A 25444-nucleotide genomic window follows, 5' to 3' on the forward strand; every position below is an offset into this window, starting at 1 on the left:
GATATAAAAAATAAGGCCCTGCTGAAAAAGCCCGGCCGCAAGAAACGGCCAGAAAAGGTGGCTGCACGCAGCCACCTGAGGTTCCGCTTACATCAGAACTTGTAGTTAACGCTGACGCCAAAGTTGACCGGTTCCCCTGCGCGGGCATACCAGTCGCCGTTCATATTGAATGCACGGGTGACGTAGGTTTCGTTGGTGACGTTTTTCACGTAGGCCGTGATGTCGTACTCGTTGGTGGTGTAACCCGCAAACAGGTTAAGCAGGCCGTAGGCCGACTGTTTTTTGGTGTTGGCATTATCGAAGTAGATGCTGCCGGTGACGTTATAGTCGGTGCGCACAAAGAAACCGTTGGCGAAGTTGTAGTCCGCGCTGAAGCCGTAGTTATAGGCTGGCGCATTCGCCGGACGCTTGTCTTTGTAGTTGGTGGAAACGTAGGTGCCGGTGCCGTTATCGACTTCGGTCGGGAAGTCTTTAAATTTGGCATCGGTATAGCCCGCGTTGGCCGCCAGACGCAGTGCGTCGGTCGCCTGCCAGGTCAGGTCGGTTTCCACCCCACGGCTAACCGATTTGCCGCTGTTGGCGGTATAGGAGTCAGGATAGAAGGTGACTTCGGTCTGCTGGTTTTTCATGTCGATCCAGAACAGTGAGGCGTTCCAGCGAACGCTGTGATCGAACCAGTCGGATTTCAGACCCACTTCATAGTTGGTGGTGTGTTCGGCATCGTAAGAGCGGGCCATGTTCGGGCCAAGGGTGTTAAAGCCGCCGCTCTTGTAGCCTTTGGAGATGCTGGCGTACAGCATCGCTTCCGGCGTGACGTACCAGTTCACTCCGGCCTTCGGCAGCCAGGCATCGAACGAACGATCGTTGTTATCTTCGCCGTCGCCGGTCGGATAACCCATCATGGTGCCGGTTGACGTGTAGTGCAGGCGTTTTTTGTCGTAGTCGTAGCGTACGCCCGCCACCAGCTCGACGTTATCCAGCACGTAGTAGCCCGCATTACCAAACACCGCATAGTTGTCGGTTTTGATCTGCGTGTTGCCCGACTGGAAGTAGTCGTAGGAGTTGTAGCGATAGGCAATGGTGTTGTTATCGTCCTGGTGCAGGAAGTAGGTGCCCAGCAGCCAGTTGAACGGCCCCTGATCGGTGGAGTTCAGGCGGAATTCCTGCGAGAAGTAGCGCGTTTCACGATCCATCAGCAGTTTGGCTTCGTCGACGTTGGTGAAGTCGAGGTCCTCGTTGTCGATTTTTTTATCGTGGTTGTAGGCGCTGATCGAGGTGAAATCGATGGTATCCCACGAGTACACCGCCTTCATCTGCGCTTTCCACACGTCGACGTCGGCCTGGCCGCCGTAGTCGGACTTCACGTATTTACGGCCGCTTTTGATGTCGTTCCAGTTAACGAACGGCGAGTTGCCGTCGCGCTTGTTCTGCGACTCAAAGGTGGAGATCACGTCCCAGTTGCCGTCCATCGGCTGCCAGCGCAGCTTGACGCGGCCGTAGAAGTCGCGGATGCGGTCAACGTCTTTCGCGCCGTCGGACTCACGTTTGAAGTAGCCGTCGCCGTAGACATATTTCAGCGCGGTACGGTAAGACCAGTCTTCACTGTCGCCGATTGCGCCGCCCGCCAGCGCGTCGGCCTGGGTGCGGTTGTAGCTACCGTAGGAAAGGCCGACTTTGTATTCCGGCACGGTATCAGGATCTTTGGTGATGACGTTAAGCACGCCCGCTTCGGTGTTGCGGCCGTAGAGCGTGGCCTGCGGCCCGCGCAGCACCTCGACCCGGTCAACATCCAACAGTTCGGCGTCGAACAGCGCGCTGTATACGCCATCAACGAAGAAGCCTACGGCCTGTTCGCCTTCCATGCCCGGCGTCAGGCCGCGAATGGTGAAGAATCCCGCATCGGACGTGTTGCCCGCTTTGGTCATGTAGAAGTTCGGTATGTAGGTCGAAACGTCATAGATATTGTCGATTTTGCGTCGTTCAATATCAAAATCCGTCAGCGTATACATGCTGATTGGCGTTTGCTGTTCGCCTTTAGCCACTTTTTCTGCGGTGACGGTAATGGTGGGCAGTTCGCCCGGTTTGGTTTCGTTATCGGTTTTTTTGTCGGTTGATGCCGCACCTGCCATAAATGATGCGGCGCTTAATGCGACAAAGATAGTTTTGCGATGAAATCTCATCGTAATACTCCATGAGGTAAAGGCTTTTAAAAAACCTGAATCTGCTCACGGTACATTCCAGTGTAAATTATAATGATTATAGCGCTGCCAACTGCCTTGCAATAATAAACCCATCATCATCAGGGTAAATAAAGTCACGAAAAAATCTATTTATAGCTAACAACGGATCGCCGGCATTGCCGCGTTCCGCGATGGACTCTTTCTGTTATGCAAACTGTCCCACAGGCTCTGTAAGGGCTAATTTTACATAAAAATAACAAATTATTCTTATGTTATCTTTTTTAAGAATCTCTTACCGCAGGCTGTGAAAAAGCCTTCACAGCCTGAAAATTCGATCAACAACCTGATGTATAAAGGAGATTCCTTTACATTCCCTTATGCGGTTTTTGTTATATCATTACCAAAATTGACAAAACAACGACAATAACCGTTAGTATTCTTTATGTGTGATAAAGATCACATTTTCTTATGCAATCGATGTTTTATTTATTTTAATAACACTTTTTGCGTGGGTAAAAATAACAACAAAAGACGCGGAAATAATTCAACAAGCTAGCAGGAAATATTATTTCCAGCCTTGAGTGGTACGATGAGATATATCCTTTTATTCATTGCCGCCATTAGTCGAAATTACCTGACCGTTAATGTGGAAGTTTGAAGAAATTAATTTCCCAAGCGCTGAATCGAATCGGCACAGCGAATAATTCGTTGCTATTTTCCGCCTCAACGCCCGGCGTCACAACGAATAAAGACCCCGCCGTTTTCTCTACTGACCCGCTGCTGGCCGCGATGCCGGTTCGCCAGGCCAAATACGCTGGCTGCATAAGCAAAGCAGGCTTTGTCGTTTCTGCTGCCTGCCGTTAATCCCTATAGTCTGGGTTTTAGATCGGTTAACAACCCATGCCTCAATCTGCTGAACTTTTCTTAGAAACCGCCGGACCCCTTTCCGCTTATCTGTCCCAGCGTGCTGATCCGGCGATCGCCTGGCCGCAGCTGCATGGTGATACTGACGCTGATGTTGTGGTGATCGGTGGTGGCTTTACCGGCCTTTCCTGTGCGCTGAGCCTGGCGGAAAACGGCGTGCGCACGGTGCTGCTGGAAGCGCGGGAAATCGGCTGGGGCGCTTCCGGCCGTGCATGGGGACAGGTCGCCGCTGCCGCCAAGTTTATGCCCGCGCAAATAGAGAAGGATTTCCCGCCTGAAATCGCCGCACGTATTAACCGCGCGGCCGAAACCGCACCGGACGTGGTGTTCAATCTGGTAAAACAGCACGACATCCGCTGCGACGCGGTGCGCAGCGGCAATCTTATCGCCGCGCATAATCCGGCGAAGGAACAGTGGGTGCGCACTACGGCGCAGGATCTTCAGCGGCGCGGCTATCCGGTTCGCCTGCTGGATGCCGCTGAAACACAGCAGTTTACCGGCAGCCAGCGCTATCGCAGCGCGCTGCTGGATGAACGCGGCGGCGCGCTGAATCCTCTTGGCTACGCGCGCGGACTGGCGCGGGCCGCCGGGCAGGCAGGCGCAGAGATCTACACGCAGTCACCTTTTACTTCACTACAAAAGTCGGGCAGCGGCTGGCGTGTTGCCACCCCTCACGGCAGCGTGACGGCGGGCCAGGTGGTGTTTGCTACCGGTGCCTTTACCGGCGATCTGCTCGGCCAACAAACCCAGCGTGAAATCATCCCGGTGCGAGCCTATCAGGCCGTCAGCCAGCCGCTGGCACCGGAGATACTCAGCCAGATCCTGCCCGGCGGCCAGCCGCTGAATGATACCCGCCGGATGTTTTCCGGGGTGCGCATCTGGCCCGATGGCCGTCTGCATGTGGGTCTGGACGGCCCGCTGTTTCGCCACCACGCCGACGGCTGGCTTAACGCTGCGACCCGACGGCTGCAAATGATGTTCCCGCAGCTCACCACGCTGAACTGGGAAAATCACTGGGCGGGTTGGGTGGATATGACCGTCGATCACTATCCGCGACTGCACCGGCTGGCGCCCGGCGTGCTGACCGCTTACGGCTTCAGCGGGCGCGGCGTCGCCATCGGTACGCTGATGGGGCGCGATCTGGCGGCGCTGGCGCGGGGTGAAGAGGAAGATCGGCGGGTGCATCCGCTGACCGACGTCCGGCCTCTTTGGTTCCACGCCGTCCACCGTCCGCTGGTCAGTTCCCTTACCGCTCGCTACCGGCTGGAGGATCGTCTGAACGATGCCCGCTACGGCCGCGAGCCTTCTTCACTTCATCCTTAACACCAGAGATTGCTATGTATCCGATTATTACCTACCACCGCGACGAGCAGCGCCTCGATATTTTCCGCAGCTGGCTTAATGGCCGACCGCAGCTTGATGAGGATCTGCTGATCGAGCGTGCCTTTTACTACAGCAAAAACGAGCAGCACGGCGTTTATTCCGGCTTTGCGAATCTGCGCGCCTTTTCTCAGCAGATCGACGCTTTTGATGCCGATCTGTGGCTGATTGTTATCGGCGGGCGGCTGACGCTGCGGCTGAGCAACGGCGATGAGATCACCGCTAACGCCGAGGATAGTCTGGTGATCCCGCGCGGTGCGCAGTTTGCGCTGCGCAGTGAAGCGGGCACCCGGGTGTGGTTCAGCGCCTATCAGCCGGAGGCGATTGCTGACGGCCATAGCGATGCGCCGCCGTTTTCGCTCGCTGCCGATCATGCCACTGTGCAGCCGTTCAAAGTGGACGCCGACGTGGAGTTGGGTCTCATCGACGGGCCTGCCGCCGATCTGATTAGCTCCGCCGAACGCCCGACGGTGCATCGCCGCGTGCTGTACCTCAGCGCCGACGGAAAATTCAGCGTGGGGATCTGGCAGGCAACGCCCTATACCCGTCGCCTGGCCGCCTTTGGCGACTACGAGTTGATGTACCCGGTGCAGGGAGAAATCGAGCTGAGCAACGCGCTGGGGGAATCCTTCGTCTACGGGCCGGGCCAGGGCGTGGCGGTCAACCGTGGCGTCAGCAATGCCTGGCACAGCACCGGGCTGGTTAAAAAAATCTATAGCAAAATCAGCGTTTAACTTTTTTATTACTTCACCAGGAGAACACCATCATGAACCGTCGCGAGCTTCTTACCGCCATGCCGCTGGCCTTTGCCGCCGCCAGCCTGCCGCTGATTGCCACCGCCGAATCTACCCCGCAGCCGCTGAACCCCGGCGACAGCACCTGGGACCGCATCCAGAAAACTAAAATCCTGCGCATTGGCGCACCGGTGATGGAGCCCTGGTACTTTAAAGACAGCAGCGGCTCGGACCTGCCGGGCGCGGTAGTCAGCAACGGCGTGACCTGGCGCGGCGTCGGCATCAGCTTCGCCAAAGCGGTGGCGGATGCGATGAACGTGCAGCTGGAGATTGTAGAAACCACCTGGGCGAATGCCGTGGCCGGGCTGCAAACCGGGCAGTTTGATACCTTCGTGCTGCTGGATGCCACCCCGGCCCGCGCGCTGTCGGTGAACTTTATCCCCACCCCGCTGCTGTGGTATCCGCTGGCGCTGCTGGCGAAGGACGATGCCAAAATTGAAAACTGGCAGCAGATCAACGACCCGAGCTTTACTATCGGCGTCGGCCTTGGCACCACCTGGGATGAGTTCATCACCAAGGAGGCACCGAAGGCCAACATCAGCCGCTTCCAAAGCAGTGCGGAAATTTTTGCTGCTTTCCAGGCCGGGCGCATTAACGCCGGGCTGATTTCCGCCGTGGCTGCCGACCTGGCGCGCGCGCGCATCGGCAGCGGTAAAACCCTGGTACCCGCACCGAAGGTTTATATTCCCGGCGGCATTGCGGTGCGCCAGGAGAACGACTCCCGCTGGCTGAACTACCTGAACACCTGTGCGGGCTACTTCTACTACACCGGCAAATCGCAGCAGTTCTATGAAACCTTCCTGAAGTTCCGCGGCATCGATCCGAAAAGCGTGATCCCGGTGCAACGCGAATCCGCGTAATGCGATCCGTTTCCGGCGGGCGTTCAGCGCCCGCCTCCTTCGCCTGAAGTCACTGAGGACGTTATGCATTATCAATGGGACTTCTCCCAGGTTTTCCGGCTGCTACCGCTGCTGCTGGAAGGGCTGGAGGGTACGCTGCTATTAGTGGCCTGGTCACTGCTGGCCGCCATCCCCCTCGGCCTGCTGCTGGCGGTGCTGCGCCTGTCGCCGTCGGCGCTGCTTCGTGCTTTTGCCGGGATTTACGTGGCCTTTTTCCGCTCCGCCCCGGCCATCGTGCTGATTTACTGGTTTTTCTTTGCCGCTCCGATTCTGTTTGCCTTCAGCCCCGCGCCGCTGACCTCCGCCGTGCTGGCCATCAGCCTGCAGGCCGCCGCCTTCTTCTGCGAGGTGTTCCGGGCCGGTATTCAGGGCGTCGATCGCGGCCAGTGGGAAGCCGCCGCCGCACTCAATATGCGCGGCTGGACGCGCTTTCGGCTGATTGTGCTGCCGCAGGCGCTGCGCCACGTGATGCCCGCGTTTATGAACCGGCTGATCGATCTGATCAAAACCACCACCCTGGCGTCGGTGATCGGCTTCAGCGAAGTGGTGTATAACGCCGGGCGGATTTCGTCGCAAACCTTCCGCCCGCTGGAGACCTTCACCCTCCTCGGGGGGTTGTTTTTCGTACTGCTGGCGATGATCAGCCTGGCGGCACGCGGGCTTGAACGACGCTGGCAGCAGGAGGCACGCCGATGAACTACAGCCTGAATTTTCATTTCCTGCTCAACTACCGCGCGGTGCTGTGGGAAGGGTTACTCAACACCGTACAGCTGTCGCTGGCGATTATGGTCAGCGGTTTTCTGCTCGGCACCCTGCTGGCGCTGCAGCGGCTGTCCCCACGCCCGGCTGTGCGCGCAGTGGGGCAGATCTACGTTAATCTGCTGCGCAATCTGCCCGCGCTGATCGTGCTGTTCTGGTTCTTCTACGCCCTGCCGCTGTACACCGGGATGCAGGTGAGCCGTTTTCTGACCGCCTGGCTGGCGTTCAGCCTGTATACCGCCGCCTACTTCTGCGAGATTTTGCGCGGCAGCCTGCAAAAACTGCCTGCCGGGCAGTGGGAAGCCGCCAGTATGCTGGGCTTTTCCCGCCGCCGGGCGTTTGCGGTGCTGATGCTGCCGCAGGCGCTGCGCCACAGCCTGCCCGCGTTGGTTAACGAGGTGATTGAGATCGTCAAAATCAGCGCGGTAGCGGCGACTATCGCCTTCCCTGAGCTGCTGAGCCAGGCGCGGATGATCAGCGACAGTGAATATCGCCCGGTGGAAACCTACACCGCCGTAGCGGGCATCATTATGGTGTTTATCCTGCTGTTAAGCGCGCTGGCGTGGCTGATTGAGGCCCGCTACGCCCCCGCCAAATCGAGGTCGTTATGATTGAATTACGCAATATCCAAAAATCGTTCGGCGGGCAGCCGGTGCTGCGCGGCATCGATCTGCGCATTGAAAAAGGGGAAGTGGTGGTGATCCTCGGGGCCAGCGGCTCCGGGAAAAGTACCCTGCTGCGCTGCATGAATCTGCTGGAAACGCCCGATCGCGGCGAGATTGTCATCAACGGCCAGCCGCTGGGTAAACCCGCGCGCGACGGTGCACGGCGCTACGACGACCGCGATTTGCAGGCGCTGCGCGAGAAAACCGGTATGGTATTCCAGCAGTTTAACCTGTTTCCGCACCTGACCGTGGAGCGCAATATCACCGTGGCGCAGACCCATATTCTGCGCCGCAGCGCCAGCGAGGCGAAAAGCATCGCCGAACACTATCTGGCCAAGGTCGGGCTGGCGGATAAAGCCACGTCGCTGCCGACGCAGCTCTCCGGCGGGCAGCAGCAGCGCGTGGCGATTGCGCGGGCGCTGGCAATGAAGCCGGAGCTGATGCTGTTTGACGAGGCGACCTCGGCGCTGGACCCGGAACTGGTCGGCGAGGTATTGAACACTATCAAGGCGTTGCGCGATGAGGGCATGACCATGGCGATTGTCACCCACGAGCTGGGCTTTGCGTGGCACGTTGCCGACCGCATCGTCTTTCTGCGCGACGGCAAGATCTACGAGCAGGGTACGCCGGATGAGATCCTGCTGCGCCCTTCTCTGCCGCATACCCAGCGCTTTCTCGCCAGCCACACCACCTTCACGCTGCCGACGGCATGAGTACGGACTGCATCGTAATGGGTTCCGGGGTGATTGGCTGCGCCACCGCACTCCGGCTTCAGCGTGAGGGGCATTCGGTGCTGCTGCTGGATGCCCGTCGCCCCGGCGCGGGTGCCTCATTTGGCAATGCGGGGATGGTCGGGCCGAATGCGGTGGTGCCCATGGCGACGCCCGGCTTCTGGCGACAGCTGCCTGCCCTGCTGTTCGGCCACAGGAAGAGCGTGATCGTCAGGCCGCACGCGCTGCCTGACGCCCTGCGCTGGCTGCGGCTTAGCCGGACGATGGCCAACGAGGCACAGCTTCTGCGCAGCCGCGATGGGCTGCACAGGCTGCATCATCAGGCCATTGAGGGCTGGCGCGAGCTGCTGGGTGAAGAGGCCTGGACGCCGCTATTTCGCCCCGGCAGCACCGTTTCCCGCCATGAATCCACTCGCGCAGAGGCGGTGATGGCTTCGCTGGCCACCCGGCTGCGGGAGCAGATTGGCGTGGCGACACGCCTTATCTCCCCTGCAACTATTGCCCGCTGTTTCCCGGAGATCGCGGCCGAAAGAGCCATTTTTACCGCCGTTGACCACACTGCCGCCGTGCGCGACCCGGCCGCACTGCTGGAGACGCTACGGCAAAAATTTATCGCCGCCGGAGGCCGCTGGCAGCGCTACCGCGCCGAGCGGCTGGCGGTCAGCGAGGGACGTATCCGCAGCCTGACCGGCGACGGAGGCAGGCTGCACGCGGACCACTACATTCTGGCTGCGGGCCACGCTTCCACCGACCTGCTCCCCACCAGCAATCTGCATATTCCGCTGATCGCCGAGCGCGGCTATCACATTATGCTGGAACGCAGCCGCCCGCTGTTTGCCGACTCGCCGCAGGACGGTTTCACACCCTGCGTACTGCACGATGCCAGCCATAAGTGCGTGATAACGGAAATGTCCGGCGGCATTCGGGTCAGCGGCTTTGCTGAATACGCCCATCCGGGCAGCCCCGCCCGCCGCGACTGCTATGACCGGCTGGAGCGCTATTTTCGCCAGCGCTTTCCGCGCTATCCCCGGGTACGCCTGTCGCAGTGGTACGGGCATCGCCCGTCAACGCCGGACTCGCTGCCCTATATCGATCGCCATCCCGCCGCTGCGAACCTGATTTGCGCCTTCGGCCACGGCCATTACGGCATGTCCGGCGCGCCAGCGACAGCGCGGTGGGTGAGCGATCTGATCGCCAGTGCTGATGATTCTGCCGCGCGGTCGCCGTTCAGCCTGCGCCGCTTTACCGACGAATAAAAGGAGCGCCCGATGAGCGTTACTCTCTCTTTTGAACAGCTGCATGAACGTATACAGGCGTTACTGGCCGCCGCAGGTATTCCTTCCACCATCGCCGGGATACTGGCTCAGCGTATTGCCATTGCCGAGCGCGACGGCACGCTGAGCCACGGCCTGATGCGCCTGCCGGACTATCTGGCCTCGATACGGGCGGGATGGATTACGGCCGATGCGCAGCCGGTGATTGACGCGCAGCCGTCGCCGTTTGTGCAGGCGGACGGCGGCAATGGCTTTACCCAGGCAGCCGCACAGCTGGCGCAGCGGGCAGTGCTCGAACGGCTGTCCCGTTACGGTATCGCTCTGTTGAGCATTCGCAACGCGCACCATATCGGCGCGCTGTGGACCGATATTGAGGAGTACGCCGAACGCGGCTATGTTGCACTAAACTTTGTCAATTCGCGCCCGCGCCTGGCGGTGTACGGTTCACCGGGGCCGCTGGTCGGCACCAATGCCATGGCCTTTGCCTTCCCCGATGGTAAAGGCGGCGTGCTGGGCTGGGATCAGGCCTCCAGCACAATGTCGCTGGGCGAGGTCAAGCAGCATGCACTGCGCGGCGTGCCGATGCCGGAAGGCACGGGGCTGGATCAATCCGGCCAGCCAACCACCGATCCGGCGGCGGTGCTGCACGGCGGAACGCTGCTGCCGTACGGCGGCCACAAAGGTTCGGGGATAGCGTTGATGGTGGAGGTAATGGCCGCCGCGCTGACCGGCGGTCGCTTCGGCTTTGAGGATCGCTCAGCGCAGTATCCCGGCGCGGCCAGTTCCAACGCCGGGCAGACGATTATCGTTATCGATCCGGCGTTCAGCACCGCCACGCCTTTTGCCGAGCGCATCGCCAGCCTGGTGACGCATCTACACGGCGATGCCGATCTGCGCCTGCCGGGCGAGCGCCGCCGCCAGCAGCGGCAGCTGACCGAACAGCAAGGCTTTACTGTGGCGGGTGAAACGGCGGTGCTGCTGGGTGAGGCTTCGCACTGAGGGCATACCCTACGCTATCGGGCGTGCCAAAGCACTGAAGGTCTGAAGGCTGTGCTGTTGAGTATTGCTTTGCGCAAAGCATAAAACAACGTTGCTGTCGGGTATCGCTTTGCGCTGAGCAGCGTATATTTTAACTTTTGCAATGGAGAGTGTTATGAGTCAACTATTCAGCCCCGCCCATATCGGCCAGCTGGCGCTGGACAACCGCATCGTGATTGCGCCGATGTGCCAGTATTCTGCCGATAACGGCCACGCCACCGCCTGGCACCGCATTCATCTCGGCCATTTAGCGCTTTCTGGTGCCGGGCTGCTGATTCTGGAGGCCACGGCGGTGGAACCCGCGGGCCGCATCTCTCCCGCCGATTTAGGGCTGTGGGATGATTCAACCGAGGCAGCACTGGCCGAGGTGGTGCGCGATATCCGCACGTATTCGCCGATTCGGCTTGGCATCCAGCTGGGCCACGCCGGGCGTAAAGCCGCCTGCGCCGCACCGTGGAACGGCGGCCACCAGCTGAGACAGGATCAGGGAGGATGGCAAACCGTTGCGCCGTCGGCGGCCCGCTTTGCCGAGGGCGATGCACCTCCGCATGCGCTGACCAAAGAGGAACTTGGCGAACTCAAGCAGGCGTTTGTTCGCAGCGCCGAGCGCGCGGTGCGTCTGGGCTTCGAGCTGATTGAGCTGCACGCGGCGCACGGCTATCTGCTGCACCAGTTCCTCTCGCCGCTCAGCAATCAGCGTGAAGATGAGTACGGCGGATCGCTGGAAAATCGCCTGCGTTTCCCGCTTGAGGTATTCCGTGCGGTGCGCGAGGCCGTTCCGGCATCGGTGGCGGTGGGCGCACGATTGTCGGCCACCGACTGGGTGGCGGGCGGCTGGGATGTACAGCAGTCGATTACCTTCAGCCGGGAACTGGAAGCGCTGCGCTGCGACTATCTGCATATTTCCAGCGGCGGACTGTCCACCGCTCAGGCGATTACCGTACGGGATGGCTATCAGCTGCCGTTTGCACGCGATATTCGCCAGCAGGTCACTATTCCGGTGATTGGCGTGGGGCTGATCACCGATCCGCACCAGGCCGAAGCCGCTTTGACCGATGGCGATGCCGACCTGATCGCGCTGGGGCGCGGTATTCTTTATAACCCGCGCTGGCCGTGGCATGCCGCCGCCGCGCTCAAAGGTGAGGTCAGCGTTCCGCCGCAGTATCTGCGTTCGGAACCGCACGGGGTTAAGGGCACGTTTAAAAGCGGCTCGTGAGCAATTAAAGCAGATGTTTCGGCATCTGCTCATCAGAGTCATGGCGGGAAGAATATCTACCCGCCATTTCGCTTAGTTATCCAGATTATTCGCTTTTAAGTACTGATTAAACACCGGATCGACACTAAACAGGCCATATTCTTGCAGCTTATCCAGTTCGAGTATTTCCAGTCTGGAAGAAGGAACCTGCAGCATCGCATCCATCAGGTAGCCCGGCACGCGCATTTCACTCAGGTAGGCTCTGATCGCCTTTTCGGTATCCACATAGAGCTGTTCCTCCCGATCGTAGTCCGCACCAGGCTTTTGCGAACTCAGGCTGTAAAAGGAGTGGATGCCGATTTCTCCCGCCGCAAAGCGGCCCACGCCCCCCGCCAGCAGCAGCACGCAGGAGGAATAGCAGTGCGCATTCATCGGCACCAGCACCTGAATTTTGTTTTTCCGCAGCAGTCGGCCGATGCGCATTGCCTCTTCCACATCGCCGCCGTTGGACTGGATCTGGATCATGCCGGTTCGCGTTGAGGGGTCTATTTTCGCCAGCTTTTCGATCCGGCTCGCTATCTTATCCGCATCGCCCTTCACGATGTCACCTTCGTACACATCCATCAGGCACATACCGTAGCCCATTAGTGGGCAAAACGATCCCGGCTTCTGGAACTCCCAGTTACTCAGGGTTAAGGCAGAGGAATTGCATGAGACTAAAAACAACAGCGAAATAAAAAACTTCTTCATTTTGGATTACACCACTGAATTTGCAGGGATTTCCAACCCGCTTTGAGGCCGATAAGAGTAAAGGATTTTCATACCTCTCGCCAGTCGCCCTTCTTCTTGTATTTCTGATGCATAAAGGACGGGGCTATCAGCGTTAACTGATAGCCCCGTAAGCAGAGGATTAGTAAATACACGATAATAACTGCAGGTGGTAATCTCATAGCCGTTTCTGTCAACGCAAAGCAGAAAAGACACCTTCGTCATCAGACAGGAAGGTCCTGTGAGTGACTTAAGTGTCTTATGGCAGATAAATGCCAGGAGCGGACCTGTTACCTTTGCCTGCGTATAACCGCGACTTCATTCCTAAATTCTCAATGTATCGATAACAGCTCGTAGAGCAGGCGACACATTACGGTGCGGATAATAGAGAAATGAACCTTCCAGGCGCTGGCTGTAACGTTGCAAAACTCTGATGAGCGAACCCTGTTCTAAATCATCAGATACCAACTCTTCCGGAACATAAGCCAGTCCCAGGCCCAGCCTGGCTGCTTTGGCCTCCATATAGCTGTCAGCGAAAACCCACTGTCCCTGCGGTCGATGGGTGATTCTTTTTCCGTTATGGTGAAGTTCCCATGAGTACAGTTTCCCGTCCCCAAACTGATAGGCAATGCAGGGATGAACCGCTAAATCTACGGGGGCTTGCGGAAAGCCATAGCGACGAAAATGGTCAGGCGTGCCGACAACAGCCATCTCCATGTCAGGGGAAATACGCACAGCAACCATGCCACTACCTACTTCAGGCCCCAGGCGAACCCCCGCATCAAACCTCTCGGCAATGATATCGACAAATCGGCTTTCGCTAATGAGTTCCAGTCGAATATCCGGGTAGCTCTTCTTAAACACCGCAAGCTTTGGCAGAAGCAATTTATCAATAGCATGCTGACTGGCATTGATGCGTACCGTGCCCGATGGGGACTGGCGATAATGAGCCAGCGTTTCCAGCCCCATATCTAAAGCGTCGAATCCTGCTTCAATGGTCCGGTAGAGCTTTTCACCGGCATGGGTGAGCGATAATCTCCGCGTGGTGCGCACCAGGAGCTGAACGCCCAGTCGTTCTTCAAGTTCCCGTACTGAACGGCTTATTCCTGATTGTGCCAGGCCAAGGCGATGTGCTGCAGCTGTGAAGCTCCCTTCCCGTACTACCTGCATGAACAGGTATAAATCGTTATAGTTTTCCCGTTTTGCCATCATTCCGCTCCCGAAACCACATTTCGATTTAGAACAATATGGTATTAATCCTAGCATTTACCTCCCTCTAATCAGCACTATTTCTGCTAACTATAATGAGCGCATTGCTACAAAGCACAGCAGTGTTGTCCGTATGAAACCTGTTTCAATCACGTTTTATAAGGAGAGTTTTGATGACTGTTTTCACCCAAAAACTGGCAACTGCAATACCCGCCATGCTGCTATGTGCATCATTAAGTGGAGTTACAAACATGAGTTATGCTGATACAACTAATCCGAACGCACCTGTTTCGCTGGTCGAAAAATGGGATAAAACATTCCCTGAAAGCGCGAAAGTGGATCACCGTAAAGTGACTTTTCAGAACCGTTACGGGATCACTTTAGTAGGGGATCTCTACATTCCTAAGGATCGCGGTGAGCGTAAGCTGGCGGCCATTGCCGTTAGTGGGCCTTTCGGCGCAGTGAAAGAGCAATCTAGCGGTCTGTATGCACAAACGCTGGCTGAACAGGGGTTTATTACCCTGGCGTTTGACCCTTCTTATACGGGAGAAAGCGGTGGCTCTCCACGTAATGTCGCCTCTCCGGATATTAATACCGAGGATTTTAGCGCGGCAGTTGACTTCTTAGGTCTGCAAAAAGAGGTGGATCGTAACCGTATCGGGCTGCTCGGTATTTGCGGCTGGGGCGGCATGGCCTTAAACGACGCCGCAATGGATACTCGCGTTAAAGCGGTGGCGACCAGCGTGATGTATGACATGAGCCGTGCGATGGGGCATGGTGTAGGTGATGGTAAAGACCGCTATTCCACTAAAGATCGTCGCGCCGTACTACAGTATCTGAACGCACAGCGTTGGAAGGATGCGGAAAATGACACTTACGCGGCCGGCAGCCATGACATTAATGTTGATGAGAAGGGTAACGTCAGTGCATCGGATCGTGTTTTGCCGGAAACGTTACCTGCTAATCCTCATCCTGTTTTGAAAGAGTTCTTTGATTATTATCGTATGCCGCGTGGTTTCCATGCGCGTTCGGTCAATTCAACCGGAGCCTGGAATGCGACAATGCCGCTGTCATTTATGAATATGCCGCTGCTGAGTTACGCCAATGAAGTCACTATCCCTACACTTATTGTGACCGGCGAAAAAGCCCACTCACGCTATTTTGCTGAAGATGCCTTTAAGGCCATTGGCAGTAAAGAGAAAGAGCTGGTGATTGTTCCAGGGGCAAACCACGTTGATTTGTACGATAACGTTGCGGGCAAGATCCCGTTCGTTAAATTTGAGCAGTTTTTCAAAGCTAACTTAAGATAACGACCTGAAACCGTCTGCTAATTGCAGACGGTTTTAATCGTCCGCTACCCATTCTCATCCACATGTTCTCGTTATTCTCTAAATAGCGTCTGCCCCGGCTGCCGCTGAATCTCGCCGCGTCCATATAAAGAGATGCTGATAATGTCCATAGTAAGTCTTAAAAGATCACCAAAGAAAACAGATGCACACTGGGGGGGCGTGTTTGCCATGACGCTCTGCGTTTTTGTACTAATCGCTTCCGAATTTATGCCGGTCAGCCTACTGACGCCTATTACCCGCGAGCTGCACATCACGGAAGGCCTCGCAGGCCAGGGAATTGCAATATCTGGCGCGTTGGCGGTACTGACCAGCCTGACTATCTCCCATATCGCCGGAGATCTGAATCGTAAATATCTTCTGCTGGGGCTAACCGTCCTGATGGCCATATCTGGATTGGTTATCGCCATAGCGCCCAGCTATCCGGTTTATATGCTGGGAAGGGCCCTGATTGGCGTCGTCATCGGTGGATTCTGGTCACTCTCAGCTGCAACCGCCATTCGGCTCGTACCGCAACATCAGGTTCCTCGTGCACTGGCAATTTTTAATGGTGGGAACGCGCTGGCTATCGCTGTGGCTGCGCCACTCGGTAGCTATCTGGGGACAACTGTCGGCTGGCGTGGGGCTTTTTTATGCATCGTCCCCCTGGCGATAGCCGCGTTCATCTGGCAATGGGTCAGCCTGCCCACTATGGAAAGCGATAAAAAACAAAAGCCACAGGGAACTCCGTTTCGTCTGTTCAGAGACGCCATTGTACTTACAGGACTGCTGGCCTGCGGGCTCTTCTTTATTGGGCAGTTTGCCTTATTTACCTATGTGCGCCCCTTTCTTGAGACGGTGACCAACGTAGGTCCTGCCGGGCTCTCTCTGATTTTGCTCGCAATAGGCACAGCAGGTTTTGTTGGCACATTAGTCGTATCGACATTCCTGAATTCCAGGTTGTTTCAAATCTTAATAATGATCCCCCTGCTTATGGCAGCGGTAGCCGGTACATTACTGCTAGCCGGACACAGTATCTGGGCGGTGACCGTTTTGCTAAGCCTGTGGGGGTTACTGGCCACGGCTGCGCCAACGGGGTGGTGGACATGGATTGCACGGGCGCTGCCTGAAGATGCAGAGGCGGGTGGGGGTCTAATGGTTGCGGTTATCCAGCTTTCGATTGCACTTGGTTCGACGGCAGGAGGAGTGGTATTTGACAGCCTGGGATGGCAAAGTGCTTTTGGCTTGAGTGGTTTATTACTGCTGGGCGCGGCAGCGATGACATATGTCACATCCCGTCAAAACAGTAAAGCACACTAGCACAATCCATTTATTTCAGGCGCGCTCTTTGTCATGGCATATGGCAGAGAGCTGAATGTCCGCTCTTCGCTGTGAGTTCAACTGATGGGCGCAACACACTTATTGAACCGCTCTGCGGGTGATTCATAGTCTAGCGTTTTTCTCGGTCTTTCGTTGAGCTGTCTGGCAACGCTGTTTAGTCTCTGCTGACTGTGAACCGATAAGTCAGTTCCCTTTGGAAAATATTGTCTGAGCAACCTGTTCGTATTTTCATTTGAGCCACGTTGCCAGGGAGATTGAGGATCACAGAAGTAAATCTGGATGTCTGTTGCTACAGTAAACCGGGTGTGGCTGGTCATTTCAGCTCCCCGATCCCAAGTTAATGTTTTATATATTTCAACAGGTAATTCCCGGGCTTGTCTGATGAGTGCAGATATAACCGTTATGGTCTTGTTGTCCCTGATTTTGGCCAACATAACAAAGCGGGAATGGCGTTCTACGAGGGTGACGATATAGGAGTTTTTTGAGCCCTGGATCAGATCACCTTCCCAGTGACCAGGTATGGCTCTGTCTGCGGCTTCCGGTGGCCTTTCGCTGATAGGTATCGCATTCGGGATTTTCCCTAATCCTTTCCCTTTAAGTGATGACGTTCGGGATCTACGAACCGCTCTCCTGCTTCTGAGGCATTGCTGTAGCTCTTTTTTTAATGCCCCCCTGGTTTGTATAAAAAGCGTTTTATAAATCGTTTCGTGTGACACATGCATTTCCTGATTATCCGGATAACTGCGTTTCAGCCAACCGGCGATCTGTCCTAATGCATCTTCTCTGCAATGATTTTACACAATGTGGGGCTTTCAATTAGCTTGCAAGGTTTTGGTCTCAGAGCATTTTCCCACGCAGCAGTATCGGCTTTTGCTGCACGATATTGCCTGGCACCTCCATGCCTCCTGACCTCGCGGCTAATCGTTGAGGGTGCTCTTGATAAGTTGGCAGCGATGTCCCTGATACTGAGTTTTGCTACCAGTCCTCTGGATATCTCCTCTCTTTCGTCAAGCGTAAGCGCTAATCTATGCCGTTTTCGAACGGGAGGACGGTAGCCACCTGTCTGGTGGATTGTGGGCATGATAGAAGAATGAAATCGGTCGAACATTCTGGCGATATCATGCAGGGAATCACCTTGCTTATATCTGTCCCAGATAATCGCCTTCTGCTCTGGTGTGTAGTTAATCCGAGTTCTTCGTTTCATGGCAACGTCCCCCTTGATTAAGGATAGCGTTGCATCGACCCATTGAACTCACAGCTCATAGCGGACACGACCTCAGACTATTTACCATAACGCTTTATTGTGCGCTCCGTTAAAATCAGTAGAACACGTTCCAGACATATCCCCTTAAAAACAGTAACAAATCACCCAAAAAGTACGCCATGAACACCATGTAAGAATCAACGCTATGCCTGGCTATGCACTCAACTGAATAGCGTCGGGTTTCAATCAGCTTGACCCACATCAGCCCTGTTTCCACCTGTTTCGATAAGCTCCTGCCGGATGATATATAACAATGAAAATCGCCGCTTGATGAAAGGCACCTTTAAAAGCACTTTCAAGTGACCTATAATTGAAGCTCTTAACAGGAGGATTTATTATGGCATTTCAGATTTTAACCACCACTGCGGCCAGCATAACAGAGCTTAAACGTGATCCTATGGGTACTTTTAATGCAGGAGAAGGTGCACCGGTAGTCATCCTGAATCGCAATGAACCCGCTTTTTACTGTGTTCCCCCTGCCCTGTATGCACAGATGATGGAAATTCTGGAAGATCAGGAGTTGGGTCGTATTGCTGACGAACGAATCGGTGAGGCTGTAATCGAGGTCAATATTGATGACCTATAGGCTAGCCTTTAATGAATCAGCGTTGAAAGAATGGAAAAAACTGGGCCATACCATCCGGGAACAGTTCAAAAAAAAGCTTACTGAGCGCCTGCAAAATCCACGGGTGCCAGCGTCACAACTCCACGGACGTAAAGACCAGTATAAAATAAAGCTCCGTGGAGCGGGCTACCGACTGGTTTACAGCGTTAATGATGAAATTGTGACAGTCACTGTCATTGGTGTGGGTAAGCGAGAAAATGATGGGACGATCGATAGGCCTCGTTGGTGATTGAAAAATTACCTTCGGGGCTTTCTGCTTTTTGTCTCTATCTCTTTCTATTCCTTCCCTCAAGAAATTTGCCCGCAGGGCACAGCGCTCCTGCAATAACCCGAAGCGGCCGTTCACTCACTTCCTCACCTGAAACTCGGCATTAATAATCGTTTGCATCATCAATTGTTATGTTATAACGTTTCATGATGTAAATTTTTGTATGCCTTTATGGCTTTCTGCCAGGGATAAAATCAGGAGAGTGATGTGATGAAGAAGCCCGGCCTGCCCGCGTTAACGCTGGTGATGGCATCCATGCTGTCGCTGTTTGCTACCGCGCAGGCAAACGCCAAAATCAATGTGATCGCCAGTTTTTCAATTATTGGCGATATGGCGCACAGCATTGGTGAAGACCGCATTACGCTGCGCACGATTGTTGGACCAAACGGCGATGCGCACGTCTATGAACCCTCCCCGGCTGACGCTATTGCAATGGCAAAAGCCGATGTGATCCTGATTAACGGCCTGAAGCTTGAAGGCTTTATGGCCCGGCTGATCCGCTCCAGCGAGAGCACCGCGCCGGTTATTGAAACCACCAAAGACGCTACGATCCTGCGCGATCCGGCAGGTGGGCACTATCACTTCAACAACGGCAAAGCGGTGTTCCATGCCGCCCCGCTCGATCCGCACGCCTGGCAGTCCGTCGCCAATGCAAAAATTTACGTGAAGAATATTACCGAGGCATTCTGCGCGGCGGATAAGGATAACTGCGCGTTTTATCAGCAGAACGCCGATCGCTATACGGAAAAACTGAGCGTGCTGGATAGCAAAATCACTGCCGCAATTCAGCAGGTGCCGCCAGAGAGGCGCACCGTGGTCGTCGGGCATCATGCCTTCCGCTATTTCGAAGAGGCTTACGGCATTCATTTCCTTTCGCCGCAGGGCGTATCCACGGAGTCTGAAGCCTCGGCGGCGGACGTAGCCGGAATTTTACGGGAGATAAAAACTCACCGCGCCTCCGCCATTTTCGCTGAGAACATTTCTAATCCGCGGCTGGTACAGCAGATCGCCAGTGAAGCCGGACTGCACGTTGCCGGTACGCTTTACTCCGATGCACTTTCCGCCGCTGATGGCCCAGCCGCCACCTATCTCGCCATGATGGAACACAACGCCACAACGCTTGCGGCCGCCGCCATCGGGAAGCAGTAACCGACTCATTATTCTGGGAAATAGTTAAAGATGGAGATAAGCATGAAAAAACGCATTTTATCAGCGGCGATTTCCGCGCTGCTGCTGGGTGTCGCGGCGGGTTCCGCACAGGCTGAAGACGACGTTAACGCCTGGCGGCTGTTTGTCGCCGATCACGATAAGCCGGTGATTAATGTGATTGATGCGCTGGACGGCGATAAGCTGGCGACCTTTAACGTCAAGGGCCCGGCCAGCCTTTCGCGCACCGAGAGCGGCGCGGTGGTATTTGCGATTCAGGGCAGCGCCAACGTGGTGTCGGCGATTTCTTCCGGCATTGCCTTCCACGATCACGGCGATCATGCCGATATCGATATCGACGATGCAAAACTGCTGAAAGTTGAGCTGGACGGCAAAAAGCCCGGCCACTTTGTGGAGCGCCAGGGCAAGGTTGCGCAGTGGTTTGACGGTGAAAACAGCGCACAGCTGCTGACCGAGCATGCGGTACTGGCAGGCAAAAATGATGCGACCAAAGTGAGTGTTGTGGCCGCGCATCACGGCGTAGCGGTGCCATACGATGGTTACGCGGTGGTTTCTATTCCGAACCCTGAAGATGCCACTAAGCGCCCAATCGGCGCGCGGGTGGTCGATCTGAAAGGGAATAAAGTCGGCGAAGATGCCGCCTGCCCGGGACTGCACGGTTCTGCCGGTTCGGGCAATATCTATGCCCTCTCCTGCGCTACCGGCCTGCTGCTTATCACTCAAAATGACGATGCGCCGGTGATTAAGCATCTGCCTTACGCAAAATCACTGCCGGAAGGCAGCACCTCCACGCTGATTGGCGGCAAGGGCATGCAGTACTTTATTGGCAACTACGGCCCGGACCGCCTGGTGCTGATTGACCCGACCGAAGCGGACAGCTTCCGTCTGATCCAGCTGCCAACCCGCCGCGTGCATTTTGCCGTTGATCCGGTGCGGCCGAAATTCGCTTACGTGTTTACTGAAGACGGCAAGCTGAATCAGATTGATGTGCTGAAGGGGCAGATTACCCAGTCGGTGAAGGTCACCGAGCCCTACTCAATGGACGGCCACTGGAACGATCCGCGCCCACGCATTGCCGTGGCGGACAGCAAAATCTTCGTGACCGATCCGCTGAAAAGCAAAATCCACGTGCTGGATGCGGTGGCGTTTAAAGAAACCGGCGAGATCGCGGTGGCTGGCCAGCCGTTTAATATCGTAGCGGTGGGCGGCTCGGGCAAGGTTCACGGCGGCGGGCACGCTCACGATGAACACGGCCACAGCCATGAGCACGCACATAACCACGAACACACGCATTAACAGGTAAAAGCTCCGCCGCCGGATCAGGCCCCGGCGGCGTGGCTTGCGGTTTATGCCCGGCTGCGCAGCTGGGTGCAGAACGGGCAGCCGCATCCGGCAACCGGGACGGCGGCACAGGTGGCAGAGGCACTGGCCTGCCCTCTCACCCCGTGCGGGTTGTAAAAGTTGCCAATAAGCGCATTTTCAGCCGTTTTTAACTGCTCCTGCGACGGAGCGGAAATTTGAGTCTCTTTCGCCTGAAAGGCCAGAGCCTGGGCCGAGGCCATCGTCAGAGAGAGCGCAATAATTTTACTGATTTTCATCTGAACCCCTAATAAGCATTCCGGGCGCTGTCGGGCTGTCTTAACGACTGCGGGCATTGGGTGAAACGGTTTTAGTTTAAAAACTGAAGCTTAATCTGAACGGTTATAAAATAACATAACATCCGCTTCGCGCTGCGCAAACTTCTTTCCAATGACTCTTTAATTTCTTGCCGATGACTCTTTTACACATTCAGGCCACGAAAGCGTTTCCCAGCCCTGTCGCCGTCCTGAGTCAACACCGAATTCAGCGCCAGATGCTGAATCAGCATAATGGTTTTTGCATCCTGAATTTCCCCGCTGCGAATGGCGGCCAGAGCCTGTGCGAAGGGCCACTCCAGCACCTCAATATCCTCGCCCTCTTCGACCAGCCCGCCGCCGCTGGTGCTGCGGTCGCGATCGGTATATTCAGCGATAAAGAAGTACAGCTTTTCGGTCACCGAACCGGGGCTCATATAGGCTTCAAACACCTTCTCCACGTTAGCCACTTTGTAGCCGGTTTCCTCTTCCGCCTCGGCCATAATTCGCTCTTCGGGCGAGGCGTTATCCAGCAGCCCGGCGGCGGCCTCGATCAAAAATCCCGAATGGCCGCTGATATAAATCGGGAAGCGGAACTGGCGAGTGAGCACCACCGTTTGGCGCACTTTGTTGTACAGCAGGATAACCGCGCCGTTGCCGCGATCGTAGGCTTCGCGGCTCTGTTCCTGCCATTGCCCGTCCCGGCGCTGCAGTTCAAAGGTAAATTTCTTCAGCGTGTACCAGTTATCCGACAGCAGCTGTTCACGTATATTGCGGATTTTTAGCGGTTCAGTTTGCATGGTTTTCCCCAGAAGAGATGACAGCAGGCACGCTAACATGCATAATCGTGCAAGATCAAGAAAAAACAAGAAGAAAGAATTATGCTCTCCATCCAGAGAAAACAGCTTATTCTGGACATCCTTGCTGATGAAAAGCAGGTTATTTCCCGCGAACTGAGCCAGCGGTTTTCCATCTCTGAAGACTCTATCCGCCGCGATCTCAGGGAGCTGGCAGCCGAGGGGAAGCTTCAGCGAGTGCACGGTGGTGCGCTGGCGGTCTCCACGGCGATTGCGCCATTTGAAACGCGCAAAAACGTGCAAACTCAGGCAAAAAAAGTTATCGCCCGGAAAGCGGCAGCCCTGATTCAACCGGGAAATATTGTGATTGTTGACGGGGGCACCACCACCGGGGAGATGGTTCAGCTGATCCCCAAAACGCTGCCGTTTACGCTGGTCACCCACAGCCCGAGCATTGCGGTCAGCATGGTCGATCACCCGCTGGCCGAGGTGATTCTGATTGGCGGCCAGCTGTATAAGCATTCGCTGGTCACGGTCGGCGCGGCGATGATCGAATCCATCCAGCGCATTCATGCTGACCTGTTCTTTATGGGCGTGACGGGCATTCATCACACTGCCGGATTTACCACTGCGAATTATGAAGAGTCCTGCGTGAAGCGCGCCCTTTCCGAACGTGCCGCTGAAACCGTGGTGATGGCGTCACCGGAAAAACTGAATTCCGCTTCGGCCTTTGCGATCGGCGGCCTTGAGATTGCCAGCACGCTGATTGTGGAAGAGAGCCTGGATGATGAGATGAGCCGGGCGCTGGCGCGATTGCAGATTACGGTGATTTAATGGCGGATATTGCCGCGCTATCGTCGAACCGATCCTCTGATTGCACAGGGTTTGCCTGCGCAGACCGACGGTAACGGATGATGTTCGCTCCAGAACCGCAACCGGAGCGAACATTGGCAGCAAACCTGGCGGGATTAATAAAGCTCCAGATGCAGCCGTCCCTGCTGTGCAAGCTGCTGCCACAGCGTCTCTTCAGCCTGTCCTGCTAAGCCGCAAACCGCCGTCAGCGCATTTTCCACCGCGCTTTCCAGATGCTGCTTGTTACCGCACAGATAAACGTGCGCGCCGCGCTGGAGCATCGCGCTGATGTGCTCTGCGTTATCGGCGATGGCATCCTGCACGTAGTACTTACCGGCTCCGTCGCGCGAGAAGGCGGTAATCAGCTGGCCGATCGTGCCCTGCTGCCGGAGTGACTCCAGTTCGCCCCGGTAGAGAAAATCCCCTTCGCGGCGTTTTTCACCGAAGATCAGGCAGGTTTCTCGCGCCGAAGCGCTCTCCATCGCCTGCTCGCGCAGCAGCCCGATCAGCGGTGCAATACCGGTGCCGGTGCCGATCAGCAGCAGCGGCGCACGCTCGTCTTTCGGCAGCCAGAACCCCGGATTCGCGCGGCTGAAGATACGCATCGCTCCGTTGTCACCCAGCAGCCAGCCGGTGGCGACACCCCTGCGCGCCCGGCCCCGACGTTCATAGCACACTTCACGTACGCAGAGATCGACGATCTCCGTATCGGGGCGCGAAGCGATAGAGTAAGCGCGCGGCAGGCAGCCGGGCAGCAACTCCAGTAGCGCATCCAGCGTCACCGACTGCGGCGTGCAGAAATCTTCGAGCACATCGAGCAGGTCCGCGCCGTAAAGGTACGCCTCCAGTGTTTTGCGCTGGCTGATTTTCAGGAGTGCCTTCAGCTCGTCACTGCCGGAAAGCTTCGCCAGCTCGCGCAGGGTGGTTTTGCTTATCTGCCGCAGTTCCCGGCGGCGCAGGGCCTCGGCAGCATCGCTGCGGCCAAGCCAGGTGCCAATTGCGGCCAGCAGATCGGCGTCATTTTCCGGCTGGAGATACAGCGTATCCCCGGCGCGATAGTGGATGCCGCTGCCGGCAATATTCAGCCGGATATGCCACGCACAGGGCGCTTCGGCGCTGAGTCGGCGGCGTTCGATTATCGATGCAGCAAAGGCGTTATCTTCGCTCCAGGCGGTCACCTGCAGGTGCAGGTCTTGCCCCGCCTGTTCATCGCCGTCCAGCACTTTTTCCAGCACCGACAGCCACTGAGAGAAAAAGCCGTCAAACGCGGCATCGGCATCCACCCGGTTAATCATGCCGTACGCCCCGCGCTCGGCCAGTGCCGCATCAAGCGTTTTGGTGAAGCCACAAAAGTTGGGGTAGGCGGTATCGCCAAGGCCAAATATGGCGTAGCGCAGGCCGTCAGCCCCCGCATAGTGTTGCAGCTGGTCAATAAACTGTTCCGCGTTGGCCGGAGGTTCGCCATCGCCAAACGAACTGGAGACGATCAGCAGCAGATCGCCGGAACGCGGCTCTGTCTGAAAGAGATAGTTAAGCTCCAGAACCTGCGGAGCGAAAGGTTGCAGAAAAGGCTGCTCGCCCAGGCGCAGTGCCAGCGCCCGGGCATTGCCCGATTCCGAACCGTAGCCAATAACGATACGTTCGATGAGATCGGCCATAGTGATGTCTTAGTTATCGTAGAATTCGTCGAACTGCTCTTTAGAGAACTCTACCGCTTCAAAATCGGTCATCAGGTCGTTAATCACCCGGCGGATGCTGATGTAAGAAGAGATAGCGCCCTGCTCGTCGTACAGCGGTTGCACGGTGGTATCCACCACGTACAGGCCACCGCCTTTACCAACGTTAGGGATGATGCCGGTCCAGATATTGCCCGCTTTGATGGTGTCCCACATGTCCTTATAGGTGGCTTTTGGTACTGACGGATGACGCACGATGCTATGCGGCTGCCCCAGCAGTTCTTCGCGGCTGTAGCCGGTCAGCTGACAGAACAGATCGTTGACGTAAGTGATGGTGCCCTGCAGATCGGTGGTGGAAATCACCATCACTTTATCAAGGGCGGACAGCAGCTGGTCGGAATTGGGAGTCTGGCTCATAGCAAATTTCCTTGTGTTTAACCTGTTGAGGTGACTCAGTGCAGGTGAGGTCAGTGTATCGATTTGATGCGAACTATAAGTTGCATTTGAAATGCATCTTATAGGGAATCCCCCGACAAGATCAAGTTAAATGATTGTTGCAAAAAGGAAATAAACCCCTGCTAAAAATGCAACATCCACGCTTGCGCCCGTCTCAGCACGATGGAATACCCGTTCGAAGTGAAGGCGTTAGCCACCGTTGGCTAATTTGCTATCAGTCGTAATCCACACCATTTGTAATTTT

At 56.1% G+C, this 25444-nt stretch carries 24 protein-coding genes and 1 pseudogene; 17 read left to right on the forward strand and 8 right to left on the reverse strand.

The genetic code is table 11. The annotated features are described in order from the left end of the window. Positions 1-92: 92 nt before the first annotated feature. A complete protein-coding gene (locus IBT46_RS16865) occupies positions 93-2180 on the reverse strand; it encodes a TonB-dependent receptor (RefSeq protein WP_200546609.1) in 2088 nt (695 codons plus the stop codon). Between the two features lie 654 nt (positions 2181-2834). Here IBT46_RS16865 and IBT46_RS16870 point away from each other — a divergent pair. The 10 genes from IBT46_RS16870 to IBT46_RS16915 all read left to right on the forward strand — a co-directional run bounded on the left by IBT46_RS16870 (position 2835) and on the right by IBT46_RS16915 (position 11860). Continuing rightward, the gene (locus tag IBT46_RS16870) at positions 2835-3044 is read left to right on the forward strand and encodes a hypothetical protein (protein WP_200546610.1); all 210 of its coding nucleotides are present in this window, start codon (positions 2835-2837) and stop codon (positions 3042-3044) included. 36 nt (positions 3045-3080) lie between these two features. Next, positions 3081-4427 (forward strand): FAD-binding oxidoreductase, encoded by a 1347-nt coding sequence (locus tag IBT46_RS16875; RefSeq protein ID WP_200546611.1) that lies wholly within the window; start codon positions 3081-3083, stop codon positions 4425-4427. A 14-nt stretch (positions 4428-4441) separates the two neighbouring features. After that, on the forward strand, positions 4442-5218 hold the full coding sequence (locus IBT46_RS16880) for a cupin domain-containing protein (RefSeq protein ID WP_200546612.1): 777 nt from the start codon (positions 4442-4444) through the stop codon (positions 5216-5218). Between the two features lie 32 nt (positions 5219-5250). After that, positions 5251-6138, forward strand: a complete 888-nt coding sequence (locus tag IBT46_RS16885; RefSeq protein WP_200546613.1) for a transporter substrate-binding domain-containing protein — start codon at positions 5251-5253, stop codon at positions 6136-6138. A gap of 63 nt (positions 6139-6201) precedes the next feature. Further along, on the forward strand, positions 6202-6873 hold the full coding sequence (locus IBT46_RS16890; RefSeq protein WP_200546614.1) for an amino acid ABC transporter permease: 672 nt from the start codon (positions 6202-6204) through the stop codon (positions 6871-6873). Further along, positions 6870-7547, forward strand: a complete 678-nt coding sequence (locus IBT46_RS16895) for an amino acid ABC transporter permease (RefSeq protein WP_200546615.1) — start codon at positions 6870-6872, stop codon at positions 7545-7547. Before IBT46_RS16890 ends, IBT46_RS16895 begins: the two co-directional genes overlap by 4 nt. Continuing rightward, entirely contained in the window at positions 7544-8314 is a 771-nt protein-coding gene (locus IBT46_RS16900; protein WP_200546616.1) for an amino acid ABC transporter ATP-binding protein, read from the forward strand. The genes IBT46_RS16895 and IBT46_RS16900 overlap by 4 nt, the downstream gene beginning before the upstream one ends. Next, entirely contained in the window at positions 8311-9588 is a 1278-nt protein-coding gene (locus IBT46_RS16905) for an FAD-binding oxidoreductase (protein ID WP_200546617.1), read from the forward strand. The genes IBT46_RS16900 and IBT46_RS16905 overlap by 4 nt, the downstream gene beginning before the upstream one ends. A gap of 12 nt (positions 9589-9600) precedes the next feature. Beyond that, complete coding sequence (locus IBT46_RS16910) at positions 9601-10605, forward strand: Ldh family oxidoreductase (protein WP_200546618.1); 1005 nt, start codon at positions 9601-9603, stop codon at positions 10603-10605. 154 nt (positions 10606-10759) lie between these two features. Continuing rightward, complete coding sequence (locus IBT46_RS16915) at positions 10760-11860, forward strand: NADH:flavin oxidoreductase/NADH oxidase (RefSeq protein WP_200546619.1); 1101 nt, start codon at positions 10760-10762, stop codon at positions 11858-11860. Positions 11861-11932: 72 nt separating this feature from the next. On the opposite strand, the gene IBT46_RS16920 is transcribed toward IBT46_RS16915, so the two are convergent. Both IBT46_RS16920 and IBT46_RS16925 read right to left on the reverse strand, forming a co-directional pair. Continuing rightward, the gene (locus tag IBT46_RS16920; protein WP_200546620.1) at positions 11933-12589 is read right to left on the reverse strand and encodes a hypothetical protein; all 657 of its coding nucleotides are present in this window, start codon (positions 12587-12589) and stop codon (positions 11933-11935) included. Between the two features lie 342 nt (positions 12590-12931). Next, positions 12932-13816 (reverse strand): LysR family transcriptional regulator, encoded by an 885-nt coding sequence (locus IBT46_RS16925; RefSeq protein WP_200546694.1) that lies wholly within the window; start codon positions 13814-13816, stop codon positions 12932-12934. 173 nt (positions 13817-13989) lie between these two features. On the opposite strand from IBT46_RS16925, the gene IBT46_RS16930 reads away from it, so the two are divergent. Further along, a complete protein-coding gene (locus IBT46_RS16930) occupies positions 13990-15126 on the forward strand; it encodes an alpha/beta hydrolase (RefSeq protein WP_200546621.1) in 1137 nt (378 codons plus the stop codon). Positions 15127-15267: 141 nt separating this feature from the next. Continuing rightward, entirely contained in the window at positions 15268-16461 is a 1194-nt protein-coding gene (locus IBT46_RS16935) for an MFS transporter (protein ID WP_200546622.1), read from the forward strand. Between the two features lie 77 nt (positions 16462-16538). Here IBT46_RS16935 and IBT46_RS16940 read toward each other — a convergent pair. Beyond that, positions 16539-17686: pseudogene (locus IBT46_RS16940) on the reverse strand (IS30 family transposase). Between the two features lie 397 nt (positions 17687-18083). Between IBT46_RS16940 and IBT46_RS16945 the strand changes: the two are divergent. The 4 genes from IBT46_RS16945 to aztD all read left to right on the forward strand — a co-directional run bounded on the left by IBT46_RS16945 (position 18084) and on the right by aztD (position 21102). After that, positions 18084-18332 carry a type II toxin-antitoxin system Phd/YefM family antitoxin gene (locus tag IBT46_RS16945; RefSeq protein ID WP_105592672.1) on the forward strand — a complete coding sequence of 83 codons (249 nt, stop codon included), beginning with the start codon at positions 18084-18086 and terminating at the stop codon, positions 18330-18332. Then, the gene (locus IBT46_RS16950) at positions 18322-18600 is read left to right on the forward strand and encodes a type II toxin-antitoxin system RelE/ParE family toxin (protein WP_105592673.1); all 279 of its coding nucleotides are present in this window, start codon (positions 18322-18324) and stop codon (positions 18598-18600) included. The genes IBT46_RS16945 and IBT46_RS16950 overlap by 11 nt, the downstream gene beginning before the upstream one ends. Before the next feature lie 249 nt (positions 18601-18849). Continuing rightward, complete coding sequence (gene aztC / locus IBT46_RS16955; RefSeq protein WP_200546695.1) at positions 18850-19788, forward strand: zinc ABC transporter substrate-binding protein AztC; 939 nt, start codon at positions 18850-18852, stop codon at positions 19786-19788. A gap of 42 nt (positions 19789-19830) precedes the next feature. Continuing rightward, positions 19831-21102 (forward strand): zinc metallochaperone AztD, encoded by a 1272-nt coding sequence (gene aztD / locus IBT46_RS16960; RefSeq protein WP_200546623.1) that lies wholly within the window; start codon positions 19831-19833, stop codon positions 21100-21102. 50 nt (positions 21103-21152) lie between these two features. Here the strand turns inward: aztD and IBT46_RS16965 are convergent, their stop codons facing one another. After that, positions 21153-21404, reverse strand: coding sequence for a hypothetical protein (locus IBT46_RS16965; protein WP_200546624.1), 252 nt, complete (start codon positions 21402-21404; stop codon positions 21153-21155). Between the two features lie 182 nt (positions 21405-21586). Next, the gene (locus IBT46_RS16970) at positions 21587-22219 is read right to left on the reverse strand and encodes an NUDIX domain-containing protein (RefSeq protein ID WP_234480173.1); all 633 of its coding nucleotides are present in this window, start codon (positions 22217-22219) and stop codon (positions 21587-21589) included. Between the two features lie 81 nt (positions 22220-22300). Here IBT46_RS16970 and IBT46_RS16975 point away from each other — a divergent pair, with 81 nt between their 5' ends. After that, entirely contained in the window at positions 22301-23050 is a 750-nt protein-coding gene (locus IBT46_RS16975; protein WP_200546626.1) for a DeoR/GlpR family DNA-binding transcription regulator, read from the forward strand. 134 nt (positions 23051-23184) lie between these two features. Here the strand turns inward: IBT46_RS16975 and IBT46_RS16980 are convergent, their stop codons facing one another. Next, positions 23185-24726 carry a sulfite reductase flavoprotein subunit alpha gene (locus IBT46_RS16980; RefSeq protein ID WP_200546627.1) on the reverse strand — a complete coding sequence of 514 codons (1542 nt, stop codon included), beginning with the start codon at positions 24724-24726 and terminating at the stop codon, positions 23185-23187. A gap of 9 nt (positions 24727-24735) precedes the next feature. Beyond that, complete coding sequence (locus IBT46_RS16985) at positions 24736-25161, reverse strand: PAS domain S-box protein (RefSeq protein ID WP_200546628.1); 426 nt, start codon at positions 25159-25161, stop codon at positions 24736-24738. Between the last annotated feature and the right edge of the window lie 283 nt (positions 25162-25444).

The sequence above is a fragment of the Erwinia sp. S38 genome, from assembly GCF_016624545.1.
In the GTDB taxonomy this organism is placed as follows: domain Bacteria; phylum Pseudomonadota; class Gammaproteobacteria; order Enterobacterales; family Enterobacteriaceae; genus Erwinia; species Erwinia coffeiphila.